The organism is Streptomyces sp. NPDC005438 (assembly GCF_040606315.1).
Lineage (GTDB): Bacteria > Actinomycetota > Actinomycetes > Streptomycetales > Streptomycetaceae > Streptomyces.
Map to the genome: position 1 here is coordinate 184,192 of NZ_JBEXEP010000007.1, position 17,960 is coordinate 202,151.

14 protein-coding genes and 1 tRNA gene are annotated in these 17,960 nt (G+C 72.7%); 6 read left to right on the forward strand and 9 right to left on the reverse strand.

Annotated features, from left to right (window positions below; translation table 11 throughout):
• Positions 1 to 181: 181 nt before the first annotated feature.
• Entirely contained in the window at positions 182 to 679 is a 498-nt protein-coding gene (locus tag ABZT14_RS16775; RefSeq protein WP_356302689.1) for a MarR family transcriptional regulator, read from the reverse strand.
• 73 nt (positions 680 to 752) lie between these two features.
• Here ABZT14_RS16775 and ABZT14_RS16780 point away from each other — a divergent pair, with 73 nt between their 5' ends.
• Together ABZT14_RS16780 and ABZT14_RS16785 are read left to right on the forward strand one after the other, a co-directional pair.
• The gene (locus ABZT14_RS16780) at positions 753 to 1,571 is read left to right on the forward strand and encodes a methyltransferase domain-containing protein (RefSeq protein ID WP_356302692.1); all 819 of its coding nucleotides are present in this window, start codon (positions 753 to 755) and stop codon (positions 1,569 to 1,571) included.
• Positions 1,568 to 1,954: a VOC family protein gene (locus ABZT14_RS16785; protein WP_356302695.1), complete on the forward strand. Its 387-nt coding sequence runs from the start codon at positions 1,568 to 1,570 to the stop codon at positions 1,952 to 1,954. The genes ABZT14_RS16780 and ABZT14_RS16785 overlap by 4 nt, the downstream gene beginning before the upstream one ends.
• A 45-nt stretch (positions 1,955 to 1,999) precedes the next feature.
• Here the strand turns inward: ABZT14_RS16785 and ABZT14_RS16790 are convergent, their stop codons facing one another.
• Entirely contained in the window at positions 2,000 to 2,602 is a 603-nt protein-coding gene (locus ABZT14_RS16790; RefSeq protein WP_356303125.1) for a TetR/AcrR family transcriptional regulator, read from the reverse strand.
• Positions 2,603 to 2,840: 238 nt separating this feature from the next.
• Positions 2,841 to 3,833, reverse strand: coding sequence for a fatty acid desaturase (locus ABZT14_RS16795; RefSeq protein WP_356302698.1), 993 nt, complete (start codon positions 3,831 to 3,833; stop codon positions 2,841 to 2,843).
• A 436-nt stretch (positions 3,834 to 4,269) separates the two neighbouring features.
• Here ABZT14_RS16795 and ppc point away from each other — a divergent pair, with 436 nt between their 5' ends.
• Positions 4,270 to 7,056: a phosphoenolpyruvate carboxylase gene (ppc, locus tag ABZT14_RS16800; protein ID WP_356302701.1), complete on the forward strand. Its 2,787-nt coding sequence runs from the start codon at positions 4,270 to 4,272 to the stop codon at positions 7,054 to 7,056.
• Between the two features lie 40 nt (positions 7,057 to 7,096).
• Here the strand turns inward: ppc and ABZT14_RS16805 are convergent, their stop codons facing one another.
• From ABZT14_RS16805 to ABZT14_RS16830, 6 genes are all read right to left on the reverse strand, one after another.
• Entirely contained in the window at positions 7,097 to 7,609 is a 513-nt protein-coding gene (locus ABZT14_RS16805; RefSeq protein WP_356302704.1) for a hypothetical protein, read from the reverse strand.
• An 87-nt stretch (positions 7,610 to 7,696) separates the two neighbouring features.
• Positions 7,697 to 8,296, reverse strand: coding sequence for an aminoacyl-tRNA hydrolase (gene pth, locus ABZT14_RS16810; RefSeq protein WP_356302707.1), 600 nt, complete (start codon positions 8,294 to 8,296; stop codon positions 7,697 to 7,699).
• A gap of 193 nt (positions 8,297 to 8,489) precedes the next feature.
• Entirely contained in the window at positions 8,490 to 9,083 is a 594-nt protein-coding gene (locus ABZT14_RS16815; RefSeq protein WP_356302710.1) for a 50S ribosomal protein L25/general stress protein Ctc, read from the reverse strand.
• A gap of 244 nt (positions 9,084 to 9,327) precedes the next feature.
• The gene (locus tag ABZT14_RS16820; protein WP_356302713.1) at positions 9,328 to 10,305 is read right to left on the reverse strand and encodes a ribose-phosphate diphosphokinase; all 978 of its coding nucleotides are present in this window, start codon (positions 10,303 to 10,305) and stop codon (positions 9,328 to 9,330) included.
• 160 nt (positions 10,306 to 10,465) lie between these two features.
• Positions 10,466 to 11,929, reverse strand: a complete 1,464-nt coding sequence (gene glmU / locus ABZT14_RS16825) for a bifunctional UDP-N-acetylglucosamine diphosphorylase/glucosamine-1-phosphate N-acetyltransferase GlmU (RefSeq protein ID WP_356302716.1) — start codon at positions 11,927 to 11,929, stop codon at positions 10,466 to 10,468.
• Positions 11,930 to 12,136: 207 nt separating this feature from the next.
• Positions 12,137 to 12,208, reverse strand: a tRNA-Gln gene (locus ABZT14_RS16830).
• 258 nt (positions 12,209 to 12,466) lie between these two features.
• Between ABZT14_RS16830 and ABZT14_RS16835 the strand changes: the two genes are divergently transcribed.
• The 3 genes from ABZT14_RS16835 (at position 12,467) to ABZT14_RS16845 (ending at position 17,954) form a co-directional block, all read left to right on the forward strand.
• Positions 12,467 to 13,789, forward strand: coding sequence for a histidine kinase (locus ABZT14_RS16835; protein ID WP_356302719.1), 1,323 nt, complete (start codon positions 12,467 to 12,469; stop codon positions 13,787 to 13,789).
• A gap of 515 nt (positions 13,790 to 14,304) precedes the next feature.
• Positions 14,305 to 15,294, forward strand: coding sequence for an HNH endonuclease (locus ABZT14_RS16840; RefSeq protein WP_356302722.1), 990 nt, complete (start codon positions 14,305 to 14,307; stop codon positions 15,292 to 15,294).
• A gap of 5 nt (positions 15,295 to 15,299) precedes the next feature.
• On the forward strand, positions 15,300 to 17,954 hold the full coding sequence (locus tag ABZT14_RS16845; RefSeq protein WP_356302725.1) for an SUKH-4 family immunity protein: 2,655 nt from the start codon (positions 15,300 to 15,302) through the stop codon (positions 17,952 to 17,954).
• The last annotated feature ends 6 nt before the right edge of the window (positions 17,955 to 17,960 follow it).

Here is a 17,960-nt window from a genome sequence, read left to right on the forward strand (position 1 = left end):
CCGGGTCCGGTGGGCAGCTGCCGAGTGGCTGGTGTCCGAGGCGACCGGGCGCCGCCGGTTGGGGTACGGGCGCCGGTGAGCGTCTTGTGGGGCCCGCACGGTGACGGCGCGGCGAGGTGCGACGCCCCGGGGTCGTACGTGCCGCCTCAGGGGCCCGTACGGCTGCGGGAGCGTGGGCGGTTCAGCTGGGGACGTTGTCGAAGGGCGCGGTCAACTGGCGGAGCAGCGCGGCGAGTTCGGAGCGTTGCGCGGTGGACAGTTCGGCCAGGATGGCGCGTTCCTGGGCCAGTAGTCCGGCCAGGGCGCTGTCGGCCCGGTCCCGTCCCTCGTCGGTGAGTCGTACCAGTACGCCGCGTCGGTCGTTGGGGTCCGGCTGTCGGGCCACCAGTCCCTTCTTGGCCAGCCGGTCGATGCGGTTGGTCATGGTGCCGGAGGTGACCAGGGTCTGGGTGAGCAGCTGTCCGGGGGACAGCTGGTAGGGCTGCCCGGCCCGGCGTAGCGCGGTGAGTACGTCGAACTCCCAGGGTTCCAGGGCGTGTTCGGCGAAGGCGATACGGCGTGCCCGGTCCAGGTGGCGCGCGAGTCTGCTGACGCGGCTGAGCACCTCCAGGGGGTCCACGTCGAGGTCGGGGCGTTCCCGACGCCATGCGGCCACCAGTCTGTCGACCTCGTCCTCCATGGTGGATCAGTGTAGAGGTTCTGTCGACGTGAAGTCTCTTGACGTCAAGATATATCGGGCGCACCCTGGCCCCATGACCCACCGCGCCCCCAGCTGGGACCCCGAGCGGTACCTCCGCCACCAGGCGCCCCGGCTCCGCCCGGTCCACGACCTGCTGGCCCGGGTGCCCGATCCGCCACATCCCCACCCCCGGGTGGCCGACCTCGGCTGCGGCCCGGGCGGCCCCAGCCTCCCCCTGCTGGAACGCTGGCCCACCGCCCACGTCACCGGCTACGACAGCTCCCCGGCCATGCTCGGGCGGGCCGCCCCGTACGCCGGGGGCACCCCCGAGGGTGGGCGGATCGACTTCCGGCGGGCCGACCTCCAGCACTGGCACCCCGACGGCGAGCAGCTGCTGTTCTCCAACGCGGCCCTCCAGTGGGTCACCCCCGAGGACGGGCCCGGTCACCACCGGCTGCTGCCGCGGTGGCTGGAGGCGCTGCCGCCCGGGGGCGTACTGGCCTTCCAGGTGCCGGGCAACCACGAGGCGCCCAGCCACGCGCTGCTGAACCGGCTGCGGCGCTCCCCCCGCTGGCGGGAGCTGCTGGGCCCGCCCAGGGAGCCGGCGGTACTGGACCCGGCCGGCTACCACCGGCTGCTGGCCCCGCTGGCCCGGGAGGTCGACGCCTGGGAGACCACCTATCTGCACCTGCTCCAGGGGCCCGACCCGGTGCTGGACTGGATCTCGGGCACCGGACTGCGACCGGTACTGGACCGGCTGGAGGGCGAGCCGGAGGCACGCGAGGAGTTTCTCGACAGCTACGCGGCCCTGCTGCGCGAGGCCTATCCGGCCACCGAGGCGGGCACCTACTTCCCCTTCCGCCGGATCTTCGTGGTGGCGGTGCGCCGGTGATCGTGTCGCTGGACCACGTACAGCTGGCGGTACCGGCCGGCAGCGAGGACCGGTTGCGCGCCTACTACGGGCGGTTGCTCGGCATGACCGAGGTGCCCAAACCCCCGGAGCTGGCCGCGCGGGGCGGCTGCTGGTTCACCGCCGGGCCGGTGAGCCTGCACCTGGGGGTGGAGGCGGACTTCCGGCCGGCGGGCAAGGCCCACCCCGGGCTGCGGGTACGCGACCTGACCGCCCTGGCGCGGCGGCTGGAGGGGGCCGGGTACCGGGTCCGGTGGGACGAGGCGCTGCCGCACGAGCGGCGGTTCCACACCCACGACCCGGTGGGCAACCGGCTGGAGTTCCTCCAGTACGAGCCCGACTCCCGCGACACGGGCGGGAGTTGACCCGTCGGGCCCAGCCGGCCGGTGGTCGCGGGCGGTGGGCGGGGGTCAGATGCGGCGGCGGCCGATCAGCTGGGGCTTGGGCTCCATGCCGTCCAGGCCCCGCCAGGCCAGGTTCACCAGGTGGGCGGCCACCTCGGCCTTCTTCGGCTTCCGCGCGTTCAGCCACCACTGTCCGGTCAACGCCACCATGCCCACCAGCGCCTGCGCGTACAGCGGGGCCAGCTTGGCGTCGAAGCCCCGGGCCTTGAACTCCACCCCGAGCACGTCCTCGACCTGGGTGGCGATGTCGCTGATCAGGGAGGCGAAGTTGCCGGTGGACTGGGCCACCGGGGAGTCCCGCACCAGGATGCGGAACCCGTCGGTGTACTGCTCGATGTAGTCCAGCAGCGCGAACGCCGCCTGCTCCAGCAGCTCCCGGGGGTTGCCGCTGTTGAGCGAGCTGGTGACCATGCTGAGCAGTCTGCGCATCTCGCGGTCGACCACGACCGCGTAGAGGCCCTCCTTGCCGCCGAAGTGCTCGTACACCACCGGCTTGGAGACCCCCGCCTTGGCGGCGATCTCCTCCACCGAGGTGCCCTCGAAGCCACGGTCGGCGAACACCGTACGGCCGATGTCCAGCAACTGTTCCCGACGTTCCTCGCCGGTCATCCGGCGCCGACCCCGCCGACGCTTGCCGGTCTTGCCGGGCTTGCCGCCCTCCGTATCGGTCACGCTGCCACCCCACGAGTCGTTGCCCGCGCGGTCCTCGGTGCCGACGGGCGGGGCCGTGGTGACGCCCGGGGGAGTCACCACGGCGGTCCCTCTCCCGGAGGAGAGGGCCACGGTGGGGTCGACCACGACGGAACGGTCAACGACGCAGGGGGAGTCATGGTCGGCCACGGCCCCATCATGCCCCCTCGGGCACTCCGTCCTGCCGACGGGCTTGGATACGGGAGGCCTTCGGCCAGCGGACGTCGTAGGCCCAGCCGGCCTTCTCCAGCCAGCGGATGATGCGGGCGCTGGAGTCCAACTGGCCGCGCAGCACGCCGTGTCGGGCGGAGGTGGGGTCGGAGTGGTGCAGGTTGTGCCAGGACTCGCCACAGGACAGGATCGCCAGCCACCACACGTTGCCGGAGCGGTCCCGGGAGCGGAACGGCCGCTTGCCGACCGCGTGGCAGATGGAGTTGATGGACCAGGTGACGTGGTGCAGCAGCGCCACACGCACCAGCGAGCCCCAGAAGAAGGCCGACAGGGCGCCCTGCCAGGACCAGGTCACCAGCCCGCCGATCAGCGGGGGAACCATCAGCGAGACCACGGTCCACAGCACGAACTGCCGGGAGATGCGGTTCACCAGCGGGTCCTTGATCAGGTCCGGGGCGTACTTCTGCTGCGGGGTCTGCTCCTTGTCGAACATCCAGGCGATGTGGGCCCACCACAGGCCCTTCATCAGTGCCGGTACGGTCTCGCCGAACCGCCACGGCGAGTGCGGGTCGCCCTCGGCGTCGGAGAACTTGTGGTGCTTGCGGTGGTCGGCGACCCAGCGCACCACCGGGCCCTCCAGGGCCAGCGAGCCCATGATGGCCAGCGTCGCGCGCAGCCCCGGCTTGGCCTTGAACGAGCCGTGCGTGAAGTAGCGGTGGTATCCGATGGTCACGCCGTGGCAGCCGATGTAGTACATGGCGGTCATCAGGCCGAGGTCCAGCCAGCTGACACCCCATCCCCACATCAGCGGCACGGCGGCGATCAGTGCCAGGAACGGCACCACGATGAACAGCAGCAGAGCGATCTGCTCGACCGAGCCTCGCTGTTCACCGCCGAGCGTCGCCGAGTCCGTCGGGGTCGCGTCGGGTTCCGATTTCGCCGTCTCGGTGTCGGCGAGCAGGTCGGGGCCTGTGGTCATAGAAGTCCCTCATTGAACGGGGGATTGGCTACGGTTCCGTAACCTACGGCAACGTAAGTATGGCAGTCGGAGCGCTCGGGGCAAGACCCGAGTGACGGGGACCACGCCACGTTTGGCACTGTCGAACGCCGCCCCCACCCCGTTCGGGACCGCCCTCCCACGGTCACGCCCCAGGTGACCGGGTGGGTCCCGGCCGGCGGGGGCCACCACGGCGACCGGACCGCCCGGGGGCCGGCGGCAGGACGTGACCGGCCGGCGCACCGTACGTACCAGAGCGCCTGCCCGCCGAGTGCGCCCCCGGTGTGCGAGAGTGCGCCCGCGTACCGATCGCCGGACTCGTCGGGGGCGCCGGGCACGCCCCGCATATCCTGGGCCACCTCGGACAGCGCGGTCCGCGACCTGCCACAAGCAAGCTGCACAAGGAGCCGCACACCTCATGAGCAGTGCTGACGCGACAACTCCCGTCGACGCGACCGGCGCCCACCCCGTGCCCCCGCCCGGTGCCGACTCCGGCGAACCCTCCGACACCAGCGCGCTGCGCGCGGACATCCGGCGGCTCGGTGACCAACTGGGCGAGACCCTGGTCCGCCAGGAGGGCCCAGAGCTGCTGGACCTGGTGGAGCGGGTACGGGCGCTGACCCGGAGCGACGGGGAGGCGGCGGCCCAACTGCTCAGCGACACCGAGGTGGAGACCGCCGCCAAGCTGGTGCGGGCCTTCTCCATCTACTTCCACCTCGCCAACGTCACCGAGCAGGTGCACCGGGGCCGCGAACTACGGGCCCGCCGGGCCGAGGAGGGCGGGCTGCTGTCCCGCACCGCCGACATGCTGGCCCACGCCGACCCCGAGCACCTGCGCCAGACCGTCGCCCACCTCGGGGTGCGCCCGGTCTTCACCGCCCACCCCACCGAGGCCGCCCGCCGCTCGGTCCTCAACAAGCTGCGGAAGATCGCCGCCCTGCTGGAGGACACCGACCCCAACGAACGGGCCCGCAGCGACCGGCGGCTGGCCGAGAACATCGACCTGATCTGGCAGACCGACGAACTGCGGGTGGTGCGCCCCGAACCGGCGGACGAGGCCCGCAACGCCATCTACTACCTGGACGAACTCCACCAGGGCGCCGTCGGGGACGTACTGGAGGACCTGGCCGCCGAACTCACCCGGGCCGGGGTGAGCCTGCCGACCGAGACCCGGCCGCTGACCTTCGGCACCTGGATCGGCGGCGACCGGGACGGCAACCCCAACGTCACCCCCCAGGTCACCTGGGACGTGCTGCTGCTCCAGCACGAACACGGCATCACCGAGGCGCTGTTGCACGTCGACGAGCTGCGCGGGGCGCTGTCCAACTCCATCCGCAACTGCGGCGTCACCCAGGAACTGCTGGACTCCCTGGAACGCGACCTGGAGCGGCTGCCCGAGATCAGCCCCCGCTACAAGCGGCTCAACGCCGAGGAGCCGTACCGCCTCAAGGCCACCTGCGTACGGCAGAAGCTGCTGAACACCCGGGAGCGGCTGGCCAGCGACAGCCCGCACCTGCCCGGCCGCGACTACCTGGGCACCGGCGAACTCCTGGAGGACCTCACGCTGCTCCAGACCTCCCTGCGCGAGCACCGGGGCGGACTGGTCGCCGAGGGGCACCTCGCCCGGGTGCTGCGCACCCTGGCCGCGTTCGGACTCCAGCTCGCCACCATGGACGTGCGCGAGCACGCCGAGGCCCACCACCACGCCCTGGGGCAGCTGTTCGACCGGCTGGGCGAGGAGTCCTGGCGGTACGTGGACATGCCGCGCGAGTACCGCCAGCGGCTGCTGGCCCGGGAGCTGCGCTCCCGCCGTCCGCTGGCGCCCACCCCCGCGCCGCTGGACGAGGCCGGCGCCAAGACCCTGAACGTCTTCCGCACCGTGCGCCGGGCCATGGACACCTTCGGGCCCGAGGTCATCGAGTCGTACATCATCTCCATGTGCCAGGGCGCCGACGACGTGTTCGCCGCCGCCGTGCTGGCCCGCGAGGCCGGGCTGATCGACCTGCACGCCGGCTGGGCCAAGATCGGCATCGTCCCCCTGCTGGAGACCACCGACGAACTGCGCATCGCCGACGAGCTGCTGGACGCCATGCTCTCCGACCCCTCCTACCGGAGGCTGGTCTCCCTGCGCGGCGACCTCCAGGAGGTCATGCTCGGCTACTCCGACTCCTCCAAGTTCGGCGGCATCACCACCTCCCAGTGGGAGATCCACCGCGCGCAGCGTCGACTGCGGGACGTCGCCCACCGGCACGGGGTACGGCTGCGGCTGTTCCACGGCCGGGGCGGCACCGTCGGCCGGGGTGGCGGGCCCACCCACGCGGCGATCCTCGCCCAGCCCTGGGGCACCCTGGAGGGCGAGATCAAGGTCACCGAGCAGGGCGAGGTCATCTCGGACAAGTACCTGATCCCCTCCCTGGCCAGGGAGAACCTCGAACTCACGGTGGCCGCCACCCTCCAGGCCTCGGCCCTGCACACCGCGCCCCGCCAGTCCGACGAGGCCCTGGCCCGCTGGGACGCCGCCATGGACACCGTCTCCGACGCGGCCCACGGCACCTACCGCCGGCTGGTGGAGGACCCCGACCTGCCGGCGTACTTCTTCGCCTCCACCCCGGTCGACCAGCTCGCCGAACTCCACCTGGGCTCCCGCCCCTCCCGCCGCCCGGACAGCGACGCCGGACTGGACGGACTGCGGGCCATTCCCTGGGTGTTCGGCTGGACCCAGTCCCGGCAGATCGTGCCCGGCTGGTTCGGGGTGGGCAGCGGGCTGCGCGCCGCCCGGGAGGCCGGGCTGACCCCCGTGCTGGAGGAGGCCTACGAGCACTGGCACTTCTTCCAGAACTTCCTGTCCAACGTGGAGATGACCCTGGCCAAGACGGACCTGCGGATCGCCCAGCACTACGTGGACACCCTGGTCCCCAAGGAGCTGCGGCACGTCTTCGACACCATCCGGGCCGAGCACGAGCTGACCGTGGCCGAGGTGCTGCGGATCACCGGCGGTGACGAACTGCTCAGCTCCAACCCGGCGCTGCGGCAGACCTTCCAGATCCGGGACGCCTACCTGGACCCCATCTCCTACCTCCAGGTCGCCCTGCTGCACCGGCAGCGGCAGACCATCGAGGCCGGCGGGGAACCGGACCAACTCCTCAGCCGCGCACTGTTGTTGACCGTCAACGGGGTGGCCGCCGGGCTGCGCAACACCGGCTGACCGGCCCCACGGGGGCGCGTACCGGCCGGCGCCCGGGTGGTCAGCCCCAGTGGATGAGCGCCCAGGCGCCGGCCATGGTCACCGCGCCGACCAGGCCCATCGTCCAGGCGGTACGTCGCATCCGCAGCCCGCCGGCCACCACCAGGGAGGCCAGCAGCAGGGAGCCGGCGAACGGCACCCAGGAGTGCACCACCCCGGGCAGGCCGGTACGCACCACCACGTCCCGTCCCTCCGAGCGCAGGGCCACCGGCAGGGTGCGGCCCTCGCTGGCGACCACCCTGGTCACGGTGACCCGTCGGGGCTTGTGCCCGGCGCGGGTGAGGGTGCCGTGGCACTCGGCGCGGTCACAGGTGTTGACGATCAGGGTGCCGCGTTCGGAGGCGGGGGCGAACATCGCCTGCCGGGCGGTGCTCCAGGAGGTCCACACCCCGGCGATCAGCAGCAGTACGGCCAGCGCCGCCATCAGCGCGACCTTGGCCAGCAACAGCACCCCGAAGGCGCTCTCCCCGACTCGGCGGGAACGGCTGCGTTTGGCGAGGGTGCTGGCTGGCATGGCGGCGATCCTTGGCCATGCCCGGGCGGACGGTCAAGGCCGATGACGCGAAGTGACGGCAACGCGGGCGCCGTGGGGGCGGTGTGCTCAGTGGTAGCTGTTCTGGGTACGCGCCAGGCCCTCGACCAACAGCGACTCCACCGCGTCCGCCGCCCGCTCCACCACGTGCTCCAACTCCCGGCGCTCGGTGGTGGAGAAGTCCCGCAGTACGTAGTCGGCCACCTGCATCCGCCCCGGCGGCCGGCCCACGCCGACCCGGACGCGGTGGTAGTCCGGGCCCAGGGTCTTGGTCAGGGACTTCAGCCCGTTGTGGCCGTTGTCCCCGCCGCCCAGCTTGATCCGCAGGGTGCCGTAGTCGATGTCCAGCTCGTCGTGGACGGCGACCACCCGCTCCAGCGGCGTCTTGTAGAAGTCCCGCAGCGCGGAGGTCGGGCCGCCGGAGAGGTTCATGAAGCTCATCGGCTTGGCCAGCACCACCCGTTGGCCGCCCGCGCCGGGAGTACCCACCCGGCCCTCCAGCACCTGGGCCCGGGCCCGGTGCGTCTTGAACCGCCCCCCGATCCGTTCGGCCAGGGCGTCCACCACCATGTAGCCGACGTTGTGCCGGTTGCCGGCGTACCGGGGTCCGGGGTTGCCGAGACCCATCACCAGCCAGGGGCCCTCGCCCCCGGGCGTACTGGCCGCCATCTGAAACCTCCCACGGCGCATCCGCCGCGTCCACGAACCGAACACCCTCGAACCGAACGTCCTCGAATCCAACGGGGCGAACCTCCCACGATCACGGCCCCGCCCGGTTACCCGCCCGCGAGGGACCGACCGCCGGGGGCCTGGACGGCACCCCGGCGGTCTCGGCTCCCCACGGGTGAGGAGCGGAGGTTGGTTACTCGGCGCTCTCCTCGCCGTCCTCGCCCTCGCCCTCGGCGGACGGCTCCTCCAGCTGGCCGGCGAGCACCTGGACCACGATGACCTCCTCGTCGGTGTCCAGGGTGGCGCCCTTGGGCAGCTTGACGTCCTTGGCCTGGATCGAGTCGCCGGCCACCAGGCCCTCGATGGAGATGGTCACCGACTCGGGGATGTGGGTGGCCTCGGCCAGGACCGGCAGGGCGTTCAGACCGTGCTCCAGCACGTGCTGGCCGGGGCCGAGGTCGCCCTCCAGGTGGATCGGGATCTCGACGTTGACCTGCTCGCCCTTCTTCACGGTGAGCAGGTCGATGTGCACCAGGAAGCCACGGATGGCCTCGCGCTGCACGGCCTTGGGGATGACCAGTTCCTTCTTGCCCTCGACGTCCAGGTTGATCAGGACGTTGGGGGTCTTGAGGGCCATCATCATGTCGTAGCTGGGCAGCTCGACGTGGACCGGGTCGGCGCCGTGGCCGTAGATGACGGCGGGGATCTTCTCCTCGCGGCGCAGACGGCGCGAGGCGCCCTTGCCGAACTCGGTACGGACCTTCGCGGACAGGCTCACATCAGCCATGGGGCGCTCCTCGTCGGGTGCGGTGGGTCGGGTCAGTCGGTGAACTGACCAGCTGGTCGTGCCCGACCCAGGGACCCGTCCTCCGGCCGCCGGTGACACCGGGGGAGCGGAGTGACTGCCACGAAGAGCGCGTCGATTACGGACCAGCCGCACCCGAAGGTACGGCCTCCCTCGCCGAGCAACGCGGTGAGCTTACCGGGCGGGGAGGCCGTACCGTAAATCGATCAGTGAGTGACCGCGCGGGTCACGCCTGTTCCTCGAACAGCGAGGTCACCGAGCCGTCCTCGAACACCTCGCGCACCGCGCGGGCGACGGTCGGCGCCATCGACAGCACCGTGATCTTGTCCATGTCCAACTCCCCGGGGGTGGGCAGGGTGTTGGTGAACACGAACTCGCTCACCTTGGAGTTCTTCAACCGGTCGGCGGCCGGCCCGGACAGCACCCCGTGGGTGGCGGTGACGATCACGTCCTCGGCGCCGTTGGCGAACAGCGCCTCGGCCGCCGCGCAGATGGTGCCGCCGGTGTCGATCATGTCGTCGACCAGCACACAGATACGGCCGTTGACGTTGCCGACCACCTCGTGCACGGTCACCTTGTTCGCCACGTCCGGGTCACGGCGCTTGTGGACGATGGCCAGCGGAGCGCCGAGCCGGTCCGCCCAACGGTCGGCCACCCGAACCCGGCCGGCGTCGGGGGAGACCACGGTCAGCTTCCGCCGGTCCACCTTGGCGCCCACGTAGTCGGCCAGGATGGGCAGGGCGAACAGGTGGTCCACCGGGCCGTCGAAGAAGCCCTGGATCTGGTCGGTGTGCAGGTCCACGGTGAGGATGCGGTCCGCCCCGGCGGTGCGCAGCAGGTCGGCCATCAGCCGGGCGGAGATGGGCTCGCGGCCCCGGTGCTTCTTGTCCTGGCGGGCGTACCCGTAGAACGGGACGATCACCGTGACGCTTCGCGCGGAAGCCCGCTTCAGGGCGTCGATCATGATCAACTGTTCCATGATCCACTTGTTGATGGGAGCCGTGTGGCTCTGCATCAGAAAACAGTCCGCCCCCCGGGCGGACTCCTGGAAGCGGACGTAGATCTCACCGTTGGCGAAGTCGAAGGCCTTCGTCGGAACCACACCGATGCCCAGCTGTTCGGCGACCTCCTCCGCGAGTTCGGGGTGTGCCCGGCCGGAGAAGAGCATCAGCTTCTTCTCGCCGGTCGTCTTGATCCCGGTCACAGCGCAGTCTCCTTGCGTTCGCTCGGCGTCTGTCCCGACTCACCCGGTGATGTGCCCGGCGCCGCCGGTTGTCACGCGGCCCCGCCCAGCGTCCCTGGTGAGCGGGCCCGGTGTCGGCCTCACTCACCATACGAGGTGGGCCGACCGCCCCGACAGCCGGTCAGTCTCCCTGGTGGGAGCCCGACTCGCCCTCGGGCTGTTCCCCCGCGGCCTTCGCCGCCGCGCTGCCGGGCCGCTTGCGGGCCACCCAGCCGGCGATGTTCCGCTGCTGCCCCCGGGCCACGGCCAGGGAGCCGGAGGGGACGTCCTTGGTGATCACCGAACCCGCCGCCGTGTAGACGCCGTCCCCCAGGGTGACCGGGGCCACGAACATGTTGTCCGCGCCGGTGCGGCAGTGGGAGCCGATGGTGGTGCGGTGCTTGTGCACCCCGTCGTAGTTCACGAAGACGCTGGCCGCCCCGATGTTGGTGTGGTCGCCGATCTCGGCGTCGCCCACGTACGACAGGTGCGGCACCTTGGTGCCCTCGCCGATCTCGGCGTTCTTGGTCTCCACGAAGGTGCCGATCTTCCCCCCGCTGCCCACCCGCGTACCGGGCCGCAGGAACGCGAAGGGCCCCACGCTGACGCCGTCGCCGATGTCGGCACCCTCGGCCACACTGCTGACGACCCGGGCGTCCGCGCCCACCGTGGTGTCGGTCAACCGCGTCTGTGGGCCCACCACCGCGCCGGTGGACAGGTGGCAGGCGCCCACCAGTTGGGTGCCCGGCAGCACGGTCACGTCCGGCTCCACCGTGACGTCCACGTCCAGCCAGGTGGACGCCGGGTCCACCACGGTCACCCCGGCGAGCATCGCCCGCTCCAGCAGGCGGAGGTTCAACAGCCGCCGCGCCTCGGCCAGTTGGACCCGGTTGTTGATGCCGACGACCTCGTGGTGGTCGGCCGCCACCGCCGCGCCCACCCGGTGTCCGGCCGTCCGCACGATCCCCAGTACGTCGGTGAGGTACTCCTCGCCCTGGGAGTTGTCCCGCCGCACCTTGCCCAGGGCGTCCACCAGCAGCTTGCCGTCGAAGGCGAACACGCCCGAGTTGATCTCCCGGATCTCCCGCTGCTCGGCGCTGGCGTCCCGGTGCTCCACGATCGCGGTGACCGCGCCGCCGGAGTCGCGCACCACCCGGCCGTACCCGGTGGCGTCGGGCACCTCGGCGCTGAGCACGGTGACCGCGTTGCCCTCGCGGGTGTGCGCCTCGGCGAGTGCCTGGAGGGTGTCCCCGGTCAGCAGCGGGGTGTCCCCGCACACCACCAGCACCGTGCCGTCCGGCTCCACGCCCCGGTCCCGCAGCTCCTCCAGCGCGGTACGTACCGCGTGGCCGGTGCCGTTCTGCTCGTACTGCACCGCCGTACGCACCCCGGGGTCCAGCTCGGACAGGTGCGCGGCCACCTGCTCTCGGGCGTGACCCACGACCACGACCAGGTGCTCGGGCTCCACCTGGCGTGCGGCGGTGACCACGTGGCCGACCAGGGATCGGCCACAGATGTCGTGCAGGACCTTGGCGGTGCGCGACTTCATGCGGGTGCCCTCACCCGCTGCGAGAACGACGACTGCTGCCGGGCGATTGGCGCTCACGGGTGTGCCCTTCGGCTTTTGTGGAGGCTGACCTCCGCAGGATACCGGTGGGCCGGTGGCCGAAAGGGGCACCCCGACCGCCCCTGGCCGATCGGTCGGCGGGGGCCGAACAGTGGGGTGGGGGCACCGGACCGGCGCGCGGTGAGGGGAGTCGCGCGGGAGCCACGGGAGGCCGCGCGGAAGAAGGGGAAAGAAGGGGGAGGGAAGCTCCGCTGCCAGGACTCGAACCTGGAATGATCGGACCAAAACCGACAGTGTTGCCAATTACACCACAGCGGACGGACAGGGCGGACGGGCCGGGACATGACCAGGCCACCGCCGAACTGCCAGCCCCCACTATGCCGTACCCGGCGCCCTCCACGCGAGGTCATAGATCGTCAGGTGGCGTCGCGGCCCTCCCGTCCCCAGGGCCGCCCGGACCGCCGGGCGGCTCCCGGGCGACTCGTGGACGGCGCGAGTGGGGAGGCGCGGTGGATTTCTGGTCGCGAACCCCGATACGCCGCAGACCGGGCAGCCGGTGGGTCGTACGCTGGCGCCATGACGGATTCGGGGGATGGGCGGGCCGTCGGGGGGCCGCTGTGGTGGAACCGGACCCGTAGCGCGGTGCTGGACATCTCGCTGGCGGTCGCCTCCGCCGTGGAATGCGCCATCCAGGGCGTGCTGTTCGCCCGGGACGTGGGGCTGCCCACGGCCATCGGCATGGTGGTCGGAGTACTGGTCGGCTCGGCGCTGGTCTTCCGCAGACGCGCGCCCCTGGCCGTGGTGCTGTTGGCCATCGCGATCACCCCGACCAGGATGGGCCTGCTGCTGGGCTGCGTGGGTCTGTACACCCTGTCCAGCTCCAACGCGCCCCGCCGCGTCATCGGGCTGCTGGCCTCCATGATGGCGGTCGGCGGCTTCATCATGGCCACCGTCCAACTCGCCCACGAGACCGGCCAGGACGGGCCCGCGCCCTTCTGGTTCGTGCTGACCGTCTCGGCGCTGGCGTCCCTGGGCAGCGTCGCCCCACCGGTACTGCTGGGCCTGTACGTGGGGCAGCGGCGCCGGCTGGTGGAGTCGCTGCGGGAACGGGCCGACGGACTGGAACGCGAACTGTCCCTGCTGGCCGAGCGTGCCGAGGAACGGGCCGAGTGGGCCCGCAACGAGGAGCGGACCCGTATCGCCCGGGAGATGCACGACGTGGTCGCCCACCGGGTGAGCCTGATGGTGGTGCACGCCGCCGCCCTCCAGGCCACCGCCCGCAAGGACCCGCGGAAGGCCTCTCACAACGCCGGGCTGATCGGCGACATGGGGCGGCAGGCGCTGACCGAACTGCGCACCATGCTGGGCGTGCTGCGCGCCGAGGACGGCGGCCGGAAGGAGCCCGAACCGGAGCGGCTGGCCCGGATCGCCACCGAGGCCACCGCCGAGCCCCGAGGCGAGGCGGCGGACGGGCCGACCGGCGAGGCGGAGTCGGCGGAGCGCGAAGGGCCACGGCTGGCCCAACTGGAGTCCCTGGTGGGGGAGTCGAGGGCGGCCGGGATGGCGGTGGAACTGTCGGTGCAGGGCGAGGCCCGGGGGTACGCGGCCCTGGTGGAGCAGACCGCCTACCGGGTGGTCCAGGAGGCGCTGACCAACGTCCACAAGCACGCCAGTGGAGCCCGTACCCGGGTGCGACTGGCGCGCCGGGAGGACGAGGTGGCGGTACAGGTGGAGAACGAGCCACCGGGAGACGGGCAGCCCGGCGCCGGACTGCCCAGCGGGGGCAACGGGCTGGTCGGGATGAGGGAGCGGGTCTCGGCGCTGGGCGGCACCTTCGTGTGCGGGCCCACCGACGCCGGCGGGTTCCGGGTGTCCGCGATCGTGCCCGACGCCTGCTGAATCCCCGCCCGCGACGGCCCGCACCCCCCGGCGGGAAGGCCGGCGGAGGCGCCGGGCCCCGGCCCGCGACGGGTGCGCCGTCGGCGGTGACGGGTGGCGTCGCGCCACCTTCCTCGCGCATACGTGGCAGGGGTCCTCCTCGCGTGCCCGCCTCCCCCGAGGTCGCCCCGGCTGGCCGGGCACCCGGGCGTTCGCGATGAGGAACGGGCCACACTTGGTGTGGTGTCCCGCCCTTCCCGCAACGCATAGGCTGTGTTGGTCGGAGCGAGGGTGCTCCTTCCGGGTACGTCACACCGGTGGGCGGGTTCTGGTGGCGGTGCGGTACCAGGGCGCGGACCAGGCGGCGACCCGGGGGAGACGTCCCCGGTCGGCACTCCACGGGCCGGTCCGGTTCCGCCGGGCGCCCGCCGACCTTCCGGCCCGTCCGGGCCCGGGAACGGTGGGAGCCGTCGACGGGCGGCACGGGGCGGGCCCCGTCGGGAGAGCAGTAGTCGCGTGCAGCAGGGAGCTACACCATGACGACAGGTCGGCTCGGGCAACAGGCCGTGCCACCGAACGCCGCGCCACCCAACACGGCGTACGCCGGGCAGGTGGTGAACTTCCCGGACCCGGTGCGCGCCCGTTCGCACCCCGGAGGCGTACCGGTCGACAGCCGGGGCTTCCCCGACTTCTCCGCCTACGCCCGGGCCGTGGCCGAGGTCGCCGAGCCCCCCGAGGGCTTCGGCGCGGACGAGCTGCGGCTGACCGACTTCGTGTCCGCGAACGCCGCCCTGCACGCCTCGGGGCACGAACTGTGGTCCGGCCTGTCCAAGGTCGCCACCCCGCACGGCTGGACCTGGCACCACGTGCCCGGCAGCCGTCGGATGGAGCTGGTCCCGGTCGAGGTCAAGGCGCTGCTGCGGCACCACGGGGGGCTGGCCACGGCCGCCGTGGACCACGACAAGCGGGGCACCCGGCCGTTGCGGAACCCGACGCCCGCCCACTGGGAGACCCCGCACGAGCTGGCCGTACCGGAGACCCGCATCCTGGAGGCGGAGGAACGGCTGGGGTACCGCCTGCCCGGCGCCTACCGCGACTTCCTCAAGGTCGCCGGCGGCTGCGCCCCCAAGGGGGTCGCCCTGGACGCCGAGTTGGGGCTGCTGGTGGACCAGCCGCTGTTCACCCTGCGGGGTGAGGCCTCGGTCAGCGACCTCGTGTACGTCAACAAGTGCCTGCGCGACCACCTCACCAAGGACTACCTGGGCGTCGGCTTCGTCCAGGGCGGGCTGCTGGTGCTGAAGGTCAGGGGTGAGCGCACCGGTTCGATGTGGTTCTGCACCTTCGACGACGTACGGGACCGGGACGGGCTGGACATCCAGTGGCGGATGGACCAGCTGCTGCGGCCCTGCGGTGATGACTTCGACGCGTTCCTGCTCCGACTGGCCGGCAACCCACCGGAGTTGGAGACCGTCGCCGAACTGATGGTGGACGGCGGTTTCGCCCACGTCGTCCCGGTGGGGAGGTGAGGGCGATGGTGACCCTGGCACAGGTGGAACAGCGCGCCGAGCGCTGGATCAACGGTGAGGTCCCCGCCTACCAGCGCCGTCAGGTGCGGGTGCGGGAGTTCGAGCAGGGGTTCGTGGCCTGGGCCGAGGACCGCGCCGAGGGAGCCACCTCGGACGGCGGCCACTCCCGGCTGGTCGTCGCCCGTGACAGTGGCGAGGCCACCCTGTGGCCGCCGCTGCCGGTGGACGAGGTGATCCGTCGCTGGTCGGAGGCGTACGGCGGAGGGGTGCCGGAGCCGGCCCCCGCGCAACAGGCGCAGCGGCTGGACCTGGAGGCGACCTCCTTCCTGTTGACGCCCCCGGAGTGGCTGCAACAGGCGGCCGATCAGATGGGCATCCCCGGGGGACCCGAGCGGAGCGGAGGCACCGCCACCCCCGCCACTCCCGCGACCCCCTCTGCGCCTTCTACGCCTTCCGCGACCGACACCGGAACACCGGCGAGCCCGGAGACCCCCGCTGCGACTCCAGCGAATCCAGCGACCCCTGTGCCTCCCCGGGCCGAACCGCCCCCGCCCCCTCCGACGCCCGACCAGTCCGGTCAGCCCGCCACCTCCGGGCAGTCCGGGGCCGGCCAGACCCCGGCCCCGGCCGCCCCCGCGTGGCCGGACGCCCACTCCTCCGACGACCCCACCACCTCGCGCTGGAACGCCGCCGACATCCAGACCTCCTCCTGGAACGTCGACACCGCCGCCTGGGACGGGGCCTGGAACCCCGACACCGGCGAGTGGAACGACGCGGCCTCCTCCACGGAGGCCCGGGGCACCTCCCAGGAGGGCGCCCCCGGCGGCGACCCGAACAACCCCTGGGACGCGGCCGACACCAGCCGGGGCGGCTCGGGCACCTCGGTACCCCCGCCGCAGACCGTGCTGTCCTCGGCCCTGGAGGACAACGGCGACGAGGACACCCCGCCGCCGGTCAGCCCGGACGCCAAGACCGCGCTGCTGCCGGACGGCAGCAGGCTGCCCAAGACCGCGATCAATCCCGCCCTGCGTGACCCCTCGGACTCCGAGAAGGGGCAGGACGGGCAGGAGGGCGCGCCTTCCGAGGGCTCGGACGGTTCCGGCCAGGGGGTGCACCACGCGGCCACCATGTTGGCCGACCCGCAGCCGGGGGGTCCCTCGCGGCCCGGCGCCGGGGACATCGCGGACGCCGAGACCCGCCGCGCCCAGCCCCCGCAGGCCCCCGGTGCGCCCGGGGCCCGGTCCGGCTCCACCCCGCCGCCACCCCCCGGGGCGCCCGGCACCCCCGGAGCGCGCCCCGCGCCGTCCACCCCGCAGCCGGCCGCACCGGGTGCGGGGGGCGGCTACGTACCGACCCAGCTGGTGTCGGCGGACGAGGTGTCGTCGGCCGGACAGCAGTCCGGGCAGCAGCCCGGCCAACAGCCTGGTCAGCCTCCCCACCAGCAGCCGGGGCAGCCGCCGGCCGGGGGCGTGCACCACGCGGCCACCGTGCTGTCGGGGCCGGGCGGCCCGTCCACCCCGCCCCCTCCGGGACCCGGGGCCCCGCCTCCGCAGGCGCCCCCGCAGGGGCCTGCCCAGCCGCCCCCCTTCCAGGGGCCCCCGGCGTCCGCCGCCTACGGCTTCCCCCAGCCTCCGCCCCCGGCCCCGGCGTACGGCTATCCCCAGATGCCGGGCCAGCCGATGGTGGGCCCGGGGTACATGGCGGTGCTGCGGTACCGCGCCCCGGACGGTTCCGAACAGCAGCTGATCCGGCGTTCGGCCCCCGGCACCCCGCACCCCGAGTGGCAGATCCTGCACGAGCTGCGGGCGATGAACGTGCCGCCGCAGCAGGTGCTGGAACTCCACACCGAGTTGGAGTCCTGTGACCTGCCGGGCGGCTACTGCGCCCGCATGATCCGGGAGAACTGGCCCCAGGTACGGCTGTCCAGCACCGCCGCCTACGGCCGGGACCACGCCTCGCGGCAGCAGGGGATGCGTCATCTGCTGGAGCACCAGGGCGAGTTGCACCAGGTGGCCGACGGCCCCGCCCGGCCGGCGCCGTACCGGGTGCCCCTGCCGCCCCCGCACCAGGTCCCGGTGATCCCGCCCATCCCGCCGGACGGGATCGGGCACGAACTGTTCCAGGCCTTCGGGCCGCAGGGCGTGTTCCGCTTCGACCAGCACGCGGTCTCCCGGCACGGGGTGCCGGACATCGTGGGCCAGACCCTGGTGTGGGCGGGGGTGCCGCGCGAGTTCCCGCCCTTCTTCTGGGGGCAGGCCGTGCCGGGGCGCCCCATTCCCACCCTCGCCGAGCTGGCCCACGAGCGGGGCGTCCAGCCGGCCAGCGACTCCGGCTCGTACCTGGTGATGGGCCAGGACTTCGGCCGGCAGATCTGCGTGCAGTACGGCACCGCCCACATCGTCGCGGTACCGATGGAGGCGGGGCCGGGCGGTCAGCCCCAGCCGCCGCAGTTCGTCAACACCGGGCTGCCGGAGTTCGTCCGCTGCCTGGCGCTGCTGGGCCGGATGTGGCCGCTGCGGTACGGGCTCACCCCCGACCAGGCCGGGCGGTGGACGGTGGACTTCCAGATGCAGTTGGCCGGCCTCGACCCGGCGGCGCTGTCCTCCGCCGAGACCTGGTGGTCGGTGCTGCTGGAGCAGATGTGGGACGGGCTGCTGTAGCCCACC

Excerpts from the sequence above, each read along its gene's own strand:
- ABZT14_RS16835 (WP_356302719.1), top strand. The coding sequence starts at position 12,467 with ATGACGGATTCGGGGGATGGGCGGGCCGTCGGGGGGCCGCTGTGGTGG.
- ABZT14_RS16790 (WP_356303125.1), bottom strand. The coding sequence starts at position 2,602 with ATGACCGGCGAGGAACGTCGGGAACAGTTGCTGGACATCGGCCGTACG.
- ABZT14_RS16840 (WP_356302722.1), top strand. The coding sequence starts at position 14,305 with ATGACGACAGGTCGGCTCGGGCAACAGGCCGTGCCACCGAACGCCGCG.
- ABZT14_RS16780 (WP_356302692.1), top strand. The coding sequence starts at position 753 with ATGACCCACCGCGCCCCCAGCTGGGACCCCGAGCGGTACCTCCGCCAC.
- pth (WP_356302707.1), bottom strand. The coding sequence starts at position 8,296 with ATGGCGGCCAGTACGCCCGGGGGCGAGGGCCCCTGGCTGGTGATGGGT.
- ABZT14_RS16805 (WP_356302704.1), bottom strand. The coding sequence starts at position 7,609 with ATGCCAGCCAGCACCCTCGCCAAACGCAGCCGTTCCCGCCGAGTCGGG.
- ABZT14_RS16815 (WP_356302710.1), bottom strand. The coding sequence starts at position 9,083 with ATGGCTGATGTGAGCCTGTCCGCGAAGGTCCGTACCGAGTTCGGCAAG.
- ABZT14_RS16845 (WP_356302725.1), top strand. The coding sequence starts at position 15,300 with ATGGTGACCCTGGCACAGGTGGAACAGCGCGCCGAGCGCTGGATCAAC.
- ABZT14_RS16795 (WP_356302698.1), bottom strand. The coding sequence starts at position 3,833 with ATGACCACAGGCCCCGACCTGCTCGCCGACACCGAGACGGCGAAATCG.
- ABZT14_RS16775 (WP_356302689.1), bottom strand. The coding sequence starts at position 679 with ATGGAGGACGAGGTCGACAGACTGGTGGCCGCATGGCGTCGGGAACGC.
- ppc (WP_356302701.1), top strand. The coding sequence starts at position 4,270 with ATGAGCAGTGCTGACGCGACAACTCCCGTCGACGCGACCGGCGCCCAC.